The organism is Pseudomonas sp. JQ36, from assembly GCF_053851495.1.
The window spans coordinates 5,974,837-5,986,340 of the sequence record NZ_CM132642.1; the positions used below are offsets into that span (position 1 = coordinate 5,974,837).

Below are 11,504 nucleotides of genomic sequence, written 5' to 3' on the forward strand. Positions count from 1 at the left end.
AAGGCGGTGTATCAGTCAAAGAATATGTCGACTGACACACCGCCTTCGCGAGCAAGCCCGCTCCCACATTGGATTTATGCTGTTAGTTAGAGCGGGGCAGGCTCTTGAGCCGGTTTTGACTTGTCGATCCCCGGCACATGCAGGTTGCCCTCAGCCACCTGATCGCCTTCAAGCTGCGGCTGGGTCACCCAGGTCAGGATGTCGTAGTAGCGACGGATGTTCGCCACGAAATGCACCGGCTCGCCGCCTCGGGCGTAGCCATAGCGGGTCTTGCTGTACCACTGCTTCTGCGACAGCCGCGGCAAAATCTTCTTCACATCGAGCCATTTGTCGGGGTTCAACCCTTCCTTGGCCGTCAGCTTGCGCGCGTCATCCAGGTGACCGCTGCCGACGTTGTACGCCGCCAGGGCAAACCAGGTGCGATCCGGCTCCTTGATCGAATCGTCGAGCTGATCCTTCATGTAGGCCAGGTATTTGGCGCCGCCCATGATGCTTTGTTTGGGATCGAGTCGGTTCGACACGCCCATCGCCTGAGCGGTGTTCTGGGTCAGCATCATCAAACCGCGTACGCCGGTTTTCGAGGTGACCGCCGGTTGCCACAGCGATTCCTGATAACCGATGGCCGCCAGCAGGCGCCAGTCGACTTTCTCTTTCTTGGCGTAAGTCTTGAAGTGCTGTTCGTATTTGGGCAGGCGCTGCTGCAAGTGCTGGGCGAAGGTGGTGGCGCCCATGTAGCCGAGGACATCGACGTGGCCGTAATAACGGTCTTTCAGGCGCTGCAGGGTGCCGTTTTTCTGCACCTTGTCGAGGTAGGCGTTGATCTCGTTGAGCAGGCTGTTGTCTTCGCCGGCGGCCACCGCCCAGCTCTGGCTGCGCGCATCGCCGAGGTCGAAGGCCACACGGATGTTGGTGAAGTACACCTGGTTCATCGCCACTTCGTTGGAGTCGACCAGCGTCAGATCGATCTGGCCTTCATCGACCATGCGCAGCAGGTCGACCACCTCAACGGCGTCGGACTCTTCGTATTCGATGCCCGGAAACTTCTTTTTCAGCTCCGCCAGTTGTTCGGCGTGGGTGCTGCCCTTGAGCACCATGATCTTCTTGCCGACCAGATCACCTGGATCGGTAGGGCGCGACTGGCCGTTGCGGTAGATGATCTGCGGGGTGACTTCGAGGTAGGAGTGGGAAAACCGCACCTGCTTCTTGCGATCCTCGCTGCTGACCAGACCTGCCGCCGCCAGCACCGGGCCGTTCGGCTTGCCGATCTGGTTGAACAGGTCGTCGAGGTTGTCGGCGGTCTCGATCTTCAGCTCGACCCCCAAATCGTCGGCGAAGCGCTTCACCAGCTCGTATTCGAAGCCGGTTTCACCGCTGCGATCCTGAAAGTAGGTGGCGGGGCTGTTACGGGTAATCACCCGCAGCACACCATCCTCCTTTACGCGCTCGAGTGTGTTGGGTTTATCAACACAGCCACCGAGCATCAGGAAGAGTCCGGTTGCGATCAGCCATTTGGCGTACCGCGGACGCAAAGCCGTTGGGAAAAACATCTGCGCAGTATACGCAAACGGCTGCGGGCGCCATATCTCGACAGCGAGGGGCTTGTCTGCTAGAGATCACAAAACTGCACGAAACCCCGCAGGAATGGGGCTAAACGGCATTTTGTGACAGAAAAAATAAGCGCTGCCCGCGCACCCTCGGAATTTGACTTCAAAGGCAGAAACACAGATTGATATCCGAGTGCAACCGTGCGTAGCGTTTCGGGTGATGTTGAGGGCGGTTTAGGCTAGAATGCACGGCCTCAAAGCACACCCCTTCCCGAGGCTGTCCCGAAGATGTTGATCCTGCGCGGCGCTCCTGCCCTTTCTGCCTTTCGCCACAGCAAACTCCTTGAGCAACTGAGCCAGAAGGTTCCAGCTGTCAGTGGCCTGTATGCTGAATTCGCTCACTTCGCCGAAGTCACCGGCGTCCTGACCGGCGACGAACAGCAGGTGCTTGCGCGCCTTCTGAAGTACGGCCCAAGCGTTCCGGTACAAGAGCCGACCGGTCGTCTGTTTCTGGTGTTGCCGCGTTTCGGCACCATCTCGCCATGGTCGAGCAAGGCCAGCGACATCGCCCGCAACTGCGGCCTGAGCAAGATCCAGCGCCTGGAACGCGGCATCGCGTTCTACGTGGCCGGCCAGTTCAGTGACGCCGAAGCCCAGCAAATCGCCGACGTGCTGCATGACCGCATGACCCAGATCGTTCTGGGCAATCTGGAACAGGCCGCCGGTCTGTTCAGCCACGCCGAGCCGAAGCCGCTGACCGCGATCGACATCCTTGGTGGCGGTCGCGCCGCGCTGGAAAAAGCCAACACCGAGCTGGGCCTGGCCCTGGCCGAAGACGAGATCGACTACCTGGTCAACGCCTTCAACGGTCTCAAGCGCAACCCGCACGACATCGAACTGATGATGTTCGCCCAGGCCAACTCCGAGCACTGCCGCCACAAGATCTTCAACGCCAGTTGGGATATTGATGGCGAGAGCCAGGAAAAAAGCCTGTTCGGCATGATCAAGAACACCTATCAGATGCACAACGAAGGCGTGCTGTCCGCTTATAAGGACAACGCTTCGGTGATCGTCGGTAACGTCGCCGGCCGCTTCTTCCCGGATCCGGAAACCCGCCAGTACGGCGCGGTGCAGGAGCCGGTGCACATTCTGATGAAGGTCGAAACCCACAACCACCCGACCGCAATCGCCCCGTTCCCGGGCGCATCCACTGGTTCCGGCGGCGAGATCCGCGACGAAGGTGCAACCGGTCGTGGCGCCAAGCCAAAGGCCGGCCTGACCGGTTTCACCGTGTCCAACCTGCAGATTCCGGGCTTCGAACAGCCGTGGGAAGTGCCGTACGGCAAGCCTGAGCGCATCGTTACCGCGCTGGACATCATGATCGAAGGCCCGCTGGGCGGCGCCGCGTTCAACAACGAATTCGGTCGTCCGGCCCTGACTGGCTACTTCCGTACCTTCGAACAATCGATCAGCACCCCGCATGGTGATGAAGTTCGCGGTTACCACAAGCCGATCATGCTCGCGGGCGGCATGGGCAACATCCGTGAAGAACACGTCAAGAAAGGCGAGATTCTGGTCGGTTCCAAGCTGATCGTGCTCGGCGGCCCGGCGATGCTGATCGGTCTGGGCGGCGGCGCCGCTTCCTCGATGGCCACCGGCACCAGCTCGGCGGATCTCGACTTCGCTTCCGTTCAGCGTGAAAACCCTGAAATGGAGCGTCGCTGCCAGGAAGTCATCGACCGTTGCTGGCAGCTGGGCGACAAGAACCCGATCAGCTTCATCCACGACGTGGGCGCGGGCGGTCTGTCCAACGCCTTCCCGGAACTGGTCAACGACGGCGACCGCGGGGGCCGTTTCGAACTGCGCAACATTCCAAACGACGAGCCGGGCATGGCCCCGCACGAAATCTGGTCCAACGAATCCCAGGAACGTTACGTTCTGGCGGTCGGCCCGGCCGACTTCGAGCGCTTCAAGGCGATCTGCGAACGTGAGCGTTGCCCGTTCGCCGTGGTCGGCGAAGCCACTGCCGAGCCACAGCTTACTGTCACGGATAGCCACTTCGGCAACAACCCGGTGGACATGCCGCTGGAAGTGTTGCTGGGCAAGGCGCCGCGCATGCACCGTTCGGTGGTTCGCGAAGCCGAGCTGGGCGACGATTTCGATCCGTCGAACCTCGACATCAGCGAATCCATCGAACGCGTCCTGCATCACCCGGCCGTGGCGAGCAAAAGCTTCCTGATCACCATTGGCGACCGTACCATCACCGGCCTCGTGGCCCGTGACCAGATGGTTGGCCCATGGCAGGTGCCGGTGGCCGACGTCGCCGTCACCGCCACCAGTTTCGACGTCTACACCGGTGAAGCGATGGCCATGGGCGAGCGGACTCCGCTGGCGCTGCTGGACGCTCCGGCGTCGGGCCGCATGGCCATCGGCGAAACCCTGACCAACATTGCCGCTTCGCGCATCAACAAGATCTCCGACATCAAGTTGTCGGCGAACTGGATGTCCGCTGCCGGCCACCCGGGCGAAGACGCGCGTCTGTACGACACCGTGAAAGCGGTCGGCATGGAACTGTGCCCTGAGCTGGGCATCACCATTCCGGTGGGCAAGGACTCGATGTCCATGGCCACTCGCTGGAACGACAACGGCGAAGAAAAAACCGTGACCTCGCCGATGTCGCTGATCGTGACCGGTTTCGCCCCAGTGGCTGACATCCGTCAGACCCTGACCCCGGAACTGCGCATGGACAAGGGCACCACCGACCTGATCCTGATCGACCTCGGTCGCGGTCAGAACCGTATGGGTGCCTCGATCCTTGCCCAGGTGCACGGCAAGCTCGGCAAGCAGGCTCCGGACGTCGATGACGCCGAAGACCTGAAAGCCTTCTTCGCGGTGATCCAGGGCCTCAACGCCGACGGTCACCTGCTGGCGTACCACGACCGTTCCGACGGTGGTCTGCTGACCTCCGTGGTGGAAATGGCTTTTGCCGGCCACTGCGGTCTGAGCCTGAACCTGGACAGCGTTGCCGAAAACTCGGCAGAAATCGCTGCGATCCTGTTCAACGAAGAACTGGGTGCGGTGATCCAGGTTCGTCAGGACGCCACGCCAGACATCCTCGCGCAGTTCAGCGCTGCCGGTCTGGGCGACTGCGTGTCGGTGATCGGTCAGCCGATCAACAATGGCCAGATCAACATCACCTTCAACGGTGACACGGTGTTCGAAGGTCAGCGTCGTCTGTTGCAACGTCAGTGGGCCGAGACCAGCTATCAGATCCAGCGTCTGCGCGACAACGCCGACTGCGCCGAGCAAGAGTTCGACGCGCTGCTGGAAGAAGACAACCCGGGCCTGAGCGTCAAGCTGAGCTACGACGTCAACCAGGACATCGCCGCGCCTTACATCAAGAAAGGCATTCGCCCACAGGTTGCCGTGCTGCGTGAGCAGGGCGTCAACGGTCAGGTGGAAATGGCCGCCGCGTTCGACCGCGCCGGTTTCAACGCGATCGACGTGCACATGAGCGATATTCTCGCCGGCCGCGTCGACCTGAACGAGTTCAAAGGCCTGGTGGCCTGCGGTGGTTTCTCCTACGGCGACGTACTCGGCGCCGGTGAAGGCTGGGCCAAGTCGGCGCTGTTCAACAGCCGTGCCCGCGATGCGTTCCAGGGCTTCTTCGAACGTAACGACAGCTTCACCCTCGGCGTGTGCAACGGTTGCCAGATGATGTCCAACCTGCACGAGCTGATCCCGGGCAGCGAGTTCTGGCCGCACTTTGTGCGCAACCGCTCCGAGCAGTTCGAAGCGCGCGTGGCGATGGTACAGATCCAGGAATCGAACTCGATCTTCCTGCAGGGCATGGCCGGTTCGCGTATGCCGATCGCCATCGCGCACGGTGAAGGCCATGCCGAGTTCTCCAGCGAAGAAGCCTTGCTGGAAGCTGATCTGTCGGGTTGCGTGGCGATGCGTTTCGTCGACAACCACGGCAAGGTCACCGAAGCCTACCCGGCCAACCCGAACGGTTCGCCGCGCGGGATTACCGGTCTCACCAGCCGCGACGGTCGTGTGACGATCATGATGCCGCACCCGGAGCGGGTGTTCCGCGCGGTGCAGAACTCGTGGCGTTCGGAGGACTGGACCGAGGATGCTCCCTGGATGCGCATGTTCCGTAATGCTCGTGTCTGGGTGAACTAAGCGTCGTGTACAAGCTCGGGTTTTTTGTTCCTGACAGTCATGTCGAGGTGGTCAAGGACGCTGTATTCGCTGCCGGTGGTGGGCGGATCGGTGACTATGACCACTGTGCTTGGCAGGTGCTTGGGTCTGGTCAGTTTCGGCCTTTGCACGGCAGTCAGCCGTTCATTGGTGAGGCGGGGCAGGTTGAGCGGGTTGAGGAGTGGAAGGTTGAGCTTGTGGTTTGTGACGCGTTGATTGGTGATGTGGTGGCTGCTCTCAAGTTGAGCCACCCTTACGAGACGCCGGCTTATGAGGTGTGGCGGCTGGAGGATTTCTGATCTTTCTGCCGCTGGAACGGGAAACCCGCAGATGAGTGATTGTCTGCGGGTTTTTTGTTGGCAGCGATTTGCTTTTCTGTAGGAGTGAGCCTGCTCGCGATGGCGCCCTGACAGGCGACCATGTTCTGGCTGACTGTGTGAATATCCGTTTCTTCGGGTGCGGCGGCTGGCGGTTTCGCCCTTACGGCGACTCACTTTTTTTACAAACGCCTAAAAAAAGTAAGCAAAAAAACGCTTGCTCCTACGTTCGGCCCGCTCGCTGGGGCTCGGGGTCCCTTCGCTGCGGGATCGATCCGGGCGCAGCGCCTACGGTTTGCTTCGCTGCACCTCCTCTCGCTGTGTTTGGCTGCGCCAAACGGTCGCTGCGCTCCCACCCCCGGATCAATCCCTCCACTCAGCCTTCCGACGTCGCCCGTGGATCAAGATCAAGAGCGGTACTCGAGCTTGCGCTCATTGTTTTGAGTGGGGCGGCTGCGCCGCATGGGGCACACACAAATCAAAACTGTGGGAGCTGGCTTGCCAGCGATGGCGGCCTGATAGCCGACCAATTTCTACCTGAATACACCGGGTTCAACCTGTGGGAGCGGGCTTGCTCGCGAAGGCGTCCTGACTGCTGACGGATCCATTGCGGATGTACTCAACCTCTGTGGGAGCCCTGCTTGCCAGCGATGGCGGCCTGACAGCCGACCGATCTCTACCTGAATACACCGGGTTCAACCTGTGGGAGCGGGCTTGCTCGCGAAGGCGTCCTGACTGCTGACGGATCCATTGCGGATGTACTCAACCTCTGTGGGAGCCCTGCTTGCCAGCGATGGCGGCCTGACAGCCGACCGATCTCTACCTGAATACGCCGGGTTCAACCTGTGGGAGCGGGCTTGCTCGCGAAGGCGTCCTGACAGCTGACGGATCCATTGCGGATGTACTCAACCTCTGAGGGAGCCCTGCTTGCCAGCGATGGCGGCCTGACAGCCGACCGATCTCTACCTGAATACGCCGGGTTCAACCTGTGGGAGCGGGCTTGCTCGCGAAGGCGTCCTGACAGCTGACGGATCCATTGCGGATGTACTCAACCTCTGTGGGAGCCCTGCTTGCCAGCGATGGCGGCCTGACAGCCGACCAATCTCTACCTGAATACGCCGGGTTCAACCTGTGGGAGCGGGCTTGCTCGCGAAGGCGTCCTGACAGCTGACGGATCCATTGCGGATGTACTCAACCTCTGTGGGAGCCCTGCTTGCCAGCGATGGCGGCCTGACAGCCGACCAATCTCTACCTGAATACGCCGGGTTCAACCTGTGGGAGCGGGCTTGCTCGCGAAGGCGTCCTGACAGCTGACGGATCCATTGCGGATGTACTCAACCTCTGAGGGAGCCCTGCTTGCCAGCGATGGCGGCCTGACAGCCGACCGATCTCTACCTGAATACGCCGGGTTCAACCTGTGGGAGCGGGCTTGCTCGCGAAGGCGTCCTGACAGCTGACGGATCCATTGCGGATGTACTCAACCTCTGTGGGAGCCCTGCTTGCCAGCGATGGCGGCCTGACAGCCGACCGATCTCTACCTGAATACACCGGGTTCAACCTGTGGGAGCGGGCTTGCTCGCGAAGGCGTCCTGACAGCTGACGGATCCATTGCGGATGTACTCAACCTCTGTGGGGAGCCCTGTTTGCCAGCGATGGCGGCCTGACAGCCGACCAATCTCTAGCTGATGCGGTACTCACCTGTAGGAGCTGCCGAAGGCTGCGATCTTTTGATCTTGCCTTTGATTGTGGAAAGCCAAAGTCAAAAGATCGCAGCCTTCGGCAGCTCCTACAGTGGGATGTTTTGTGTTTAAAAATGTGTGGAATCAGAAGAACCTTCCCACAAGGTTTTCAGGTTGTCCCTCGGACGTCCGATCTCTAGGCTTCGTCTGTCGCTGCCAATTCAGCGACCGGGCGTGAGATCCCCGGAATGCTTGCAACTAGCGCCAACACCACGATAATTGGCGCCAGCTCAATCTGCTGCCTGCTTTATGGCGGCTGTGTGCGGGCAGACTTCGGTCTGGCCGGTTGCCTGCTCCGGTGGATCTCACCCTGCACATAGCTGCCACCTCTTTGCCGCGTGAGATCCGGCGAACGATGGCATCTTCACACGCCATAGCAGGAGTTGAATTTTGGACAAACTGATCCCTGATCCACCCCACAAAACCACACCCCCACCCGCCGACGCCATCCGGGTTGAAGACCTGACGAAAGACCGTGAAGCCATCAAGCGCGCTGTCGATTTCTACTTCACCCCGCAATCCGCTGAGGCGCATCAGCCCAGCACAATGTTCATGGTCAACCCAAGCATCGACACCGAAACCCTGCTAGCCCACGCCTACTAATCGTTGGCCTGCGCCAGTGCCATGGCCAACAACTTCGCCAGCGAACTCAGCGGCCTGCAACGCAGCACCGCACTGGCGATCCAGCAAATCGTCATGCTCGCCGAACTCGCGGTAAATCGTGCCCTGGATCGGGTCGATCCACAAATCTGACTCCCGCGTCATCGTTCATCGCCAGCAGGCTGGCCCAACAGGTGAACGCATTCCCCTGTAGGCGTGAGCCTGCTCGCGATGACGGCCGAACAATCGACCAGTCTGTAAATGAGCAGCGTTCCTTCAGAGTCACCCTTTCTTACGGTTCAAACGATCTGACAAGGCTGATAAAAAATTCATCCCAGGTCAGTTGTTGGTCTTTGTCGTCGTCATATCGTTCATAAAGCAGAGTCAGCTCATCAGTGAGTGTGGCGGGGGCACTGGAGCCGTCCATTGCGTTGAAAAGCTCATTGAACGACACCTTTCCATCTTTGTTTGCGTCGTAGCGATTGAAGTCCCGGTCGAACTGTTCGATCACCTGCCAACGGATCGCTTTTCTGCCAATCACGTCGTTCACGTAATCTGAAAGGAACTCGAACCAGGTGATATCAGCGTTATTGTCGACATCGAGTTTTTTGACCAACGCCGCCAGCGTTTCAGGTGAGGTGAACCGCTCCATCGCCTGCTCATACTCGAGAACGGTCAGCCTCCCATCATGGTTGTCGTCATACCTGATGAAGTCGTTTCGCAGGTTTTCCAGTTTTTCTACGGTAATGGCCATCTTGTCGCCTCCTATGAATTCAGAGTTCAAGGCGCCAGCCTTCTCTCCAAGAGGCAGGTTAGGAACAAGGCGTAACAGAGCACAACTGTCAGAGCTGACAGTTGACAGGGATGCTTGGATTCAATATCCAAGGGCGCCTCATCGGAGGCCGCTCATCCGAACCACCGCTTACCTGTAATTTCTGACAGTGGTGCGATTCGGCAAACTTCTGTCTGATGAGACTTCCAACCACAACAGGTAAGAAGGATTTTGCGATGTCTACTGAAAAAAACACTGTGCCAGTGATTACTTCCGCGAAAAACAGCCAAGGCGAGGAGGTTCCAGACGGTGGCACCACTCGGGGCACTGTTGTGCGGTTGAGCGGCTTGGCGTCTGCTGACGATGAGCTCGAAATTTTTGACGCTGCTACTAGGAAGGGGCAAGTAGTCGCTACCGCTGCAGGCACTTGGCTCTTTGACTTGACGGATTTGTCAGTGAGCAGGCATGCGATTACTGCCAAAGGATGGGCTGGTATCTCCGCACCGCGTACGTTCATCGTCACCGTCAAGTAAACATCCGATAAAAAAGCCGCTGAGCTCCCAGCCCAGCGGCTTTCCGTTTATCAGTGAGGCTGTTGAGTTTCGCTGTGGGTTATACCTTGGCGCTGACCTCACTCCGATTAACCAACGCCTCAATCGCCCCACTCAAACTCGCCGCTTTCTCGCCAATCAACAAATGCCAGACCCCACCCTCCAACGGGCTGACACCCTGGCAACCCAGCTCTTTCAACTGAGCCTCGGACAACGCTTTACCATCGACCAGTTGCAGGCGAATGCGGGTCAGGGCGATGCAGTCCAGTTGCAGCACATTCTCGCTACCGCCCAACGCCGTCAGCCATTGTTGGGCTTCCGGTGCAGCGACCATTGCAGCTTTCGATTCCTCGACCACCACCGCAGGCGCAGCCACCAACGCACGCCCAAGCGTCGGCATGGCGAGGCGGATTTCGTCGGCGATGCTGTCGGCCAATGGCCCGACCACCACCTGCAAGCTGCCGCCCTTGCCCGGGCGTACCACGGCCATCGCACCCAGAGCCTTCAAGTCAGCGTCGGAAGCCTTGTTGCGATCGACCATTTCCAGGCGCAGACGAGTCGTGCAGGCGCCAACGGTGAGCAGGTTCTCGGCACCGCCCAAGGCTTTGATGTAAGCCGCAGCGCGCTCGTTCTCGGTGAGAACTGCCTTGTCAGCCGCCGCCACATCCTCACGCCCCGGCGTCTTCAAATTGAAGCGGCGGATACAGAAATCAAACACCGCGTAATACACCACGGCGTACGCCAGTCCGACCGGAATCACCAGCCAGCCATTGGTCGAGCGCCCCCAACCCAGCACCATGTCGATGAAGCCGCCGGAGAAGGTAAAACCGAGGTGGATGTTCAGCGCATTGGTGATCGCCATCGACAGGCCGGTCAGCAGCGCATGCAGCAGATACAACAACGGCGCCAAAAACATGAAGGCGAATTCAATCGGTTCAGTCACCCCGGTCAAAAACGACGTCAAAGCCATCGACAGGAAGATCCCGCCCATGACTTTACGGCGTTCGGGCAACGCGTTGCGGTACATCGCCAGGCACGCGGCGGGCAGGCCGAAGATCATCATCGGGAACATGCCGGTCATGAACTGGCCGCCCTTTGGATCGCCGGCGAAGTAGCGTGACAGGTCGCCGGTGACCAGTGCGCCGGTGGTCGGGTCGGTGAAGTTGCCGAACACGAACCACGCCATGTTGTTGAGGATGTGGTGCAGGCCGGTGACGATCAGCAAGCGGTTGAACACGCCAAACACGAACGCACCAATGCTGCCGCTTTCCATCATCAGAGTACCGAAGCTGTTGATGCCGTGCTGGATCGGCGGCCAGATGTAGCCAAACACCACACCCAGCCCGACCGCTGCGAACCCGGTGACAATCGGCACGAACCGGCGGCCGCCGAAGAACGCCAGATACTCCGGCAGTTTGATGTCCTTGAAGCGGTTGTACAGCGCGCCCGCCATCAGGCCACTGACGATACCGGCTAGCATGCCCATGTTGATGCTCGGGTCGAGCACCTTGAGCGTGGAGATCATCACCAGGTAACCGATCACTCCGGCCAGGCCTGCGGTGCCGTTGTTGTCCTTGGCGAATCCGACGGCGATGCCGATGGCGAAGATCATCGCCAGGTTGGCGAAGATCACCTGGCCGGCATCGTGAATGATCGCGATGTTCAGCAGGTCGGTGTCACCCAGACGCAGCAACAGGCCGGCAATCGGCAGGATCGCGATCGGCAGCATCAGCGCACGGCCGAGGCGTTGCAGGCCTTCGATGAAGAGTTGGTACATG

At 59.7% G+C, this 11,504-nt stretch carries 6 protein-coding genes and 1 pseudogene; 4 read left to right on the plus strand and 3 right to left on the minus strand.

Features of this window, described 5'->3' with window-relative positions; translation table 11 throughout:
* Window positions 1–86 precede the first annotated feature (86 nt).
* A complete protein-coding gene (gene mltF / locus ACS4NR_RS26935) occupies window positions 87–1,547 on the minus strand; it encodes a membrane-bound lytic murein transglycosylase MltF (RefSeq protein WP_095138274.1) in 1,461 nt (486 codons plus the stop codon).
* A 285-nt stretch (window positions 1,548–1,832) separates the two neighbouring features.
* On the opposite strand from mltF, the gene purL reads away from it, so the two are divergent.
* From purL to ACS4NR_RS26950, 3 genes and pseudogenes are all read left to right on the plus strand, one after another.
* Window positions 1,833–5,729 carry a phosphoribosylformylglycinamidine synthase gene (purL, locus tag ACS4NR_RS26940; protein ID WP_095138275.1) on the plus strand — a complete coding sequence of 1,299 codons (3,897 nt, stop codon included), beginning with the start codon at window positions 1,833–1,835 and terminating at the stop codon, window positions 5,727–5,729.
* A 5-nt stretch (window positions 5,730–5,734) separates the two neighbouring features.
* A complete protein-coding gene (locus ACS4NR_RS26945; RefSeq protein ID WP_150370326.1) occupies window positions 5,735–6,046 on the plus strand; it encodes a Nif3-like dinuclear metal center hexameric protein in 312 nt (103 codons plus the stop codon).
* 2,147 nt (window positions 6,047–8,193) lie between these two features.
* Window positions 8,194–8,556, plus strand: a pseudogene (locus ACS4NR_RS26950) (DUF6124 family protein).
* A 139-nt stretch (window positions 8,557–8,695) separates the two neighbouring features.
* Here ACS4NR_RS26950 and ACS4NR_RS26955 read toward each other — a convergent pair.
* Window positions 8,696–9,157: an EF-hand domain-containing protein gene (locus ACS4NR_RS26955; RefSeq protein WP_456018762.1), complete on the minus strand. Its 462-nt coding sequence runs from the start codon at window positions 9,155–9,157 to the stop codon at window positions 8,696–8,698.
* Between the two features lie 254 nt (window positions 9,158–9,411).
* On the opposite strand from ACS4NR_RS26955, the gene ACS4NR_RS26960 reads away from it, so the two are divergent.
* Window positions 9,412–9,708, plus strand: coding sequence for a hypothetical protein (locus ACS4NR_RS26960; RefSeq protein ID WP_456018763.1), 297 nt, complete (start codon window positions 9,412–9,414; stop codon window positions 9,706–9,708).
* Window positions 9,709–9,787: 79 nt separating this feature from the next.
* Here ACS4NR_RS26960 and nagE read toward each other — a convergent pair whose 3' ends face one another.
* A complete protein-coding gene (nagE, locus tag ACS4NR_RS26965) occupies window positions 9,788–11,503 on the minus strand; it encodes an N-acetylglucosamine-specific PTS transporter subunit IIBC (RefSeq protein ID WP_456018764.1) in 1,716 nt (571 codons plus the stop codon).
* Between the last annotated feature and the right edge of the window lies 1 nt (window position 11,504).

Excerpts from the sequence above, each read along its gene's own strand:
- mltF (WP_095138274.1), bottom strand. The coding sequence starts at position 1,547 with ATGTTTTTCCCAACGGCTTTGCGTCCGCGGTACGCCAAATGGCTGATC.
- purL (WP_095138275.1), top strand. The coding sequence starts at position 1,833 with ATGTTGATCCTGCGCGGCGCTCCTGCCCTTTCTGCCTTTCGCCACAGC.
- ACS4NR_RS26955 (WP_456018762.1), bottom strand. The coding sequence starts at position 9,157 with ATGGCCATTACCGTAGAAAAACTGGAAAACCTGCGAAACGACTTCATC.
- ACS4NR_RS26960 (WP_456018763.1), top strand. The coding sequence starts at position 9,412 with ATGTCTACTGAAAAAAACACTGTGCCAGTGATTACTTCCGCGAAAAAC.
- nagE (WP_456018764.1), bottom strand. The coding sequence starts at position 11,503 with ATGTACCAACTCTTCATCGAAGGCCTGCAACGCCTCGGCCGTGCGCTG.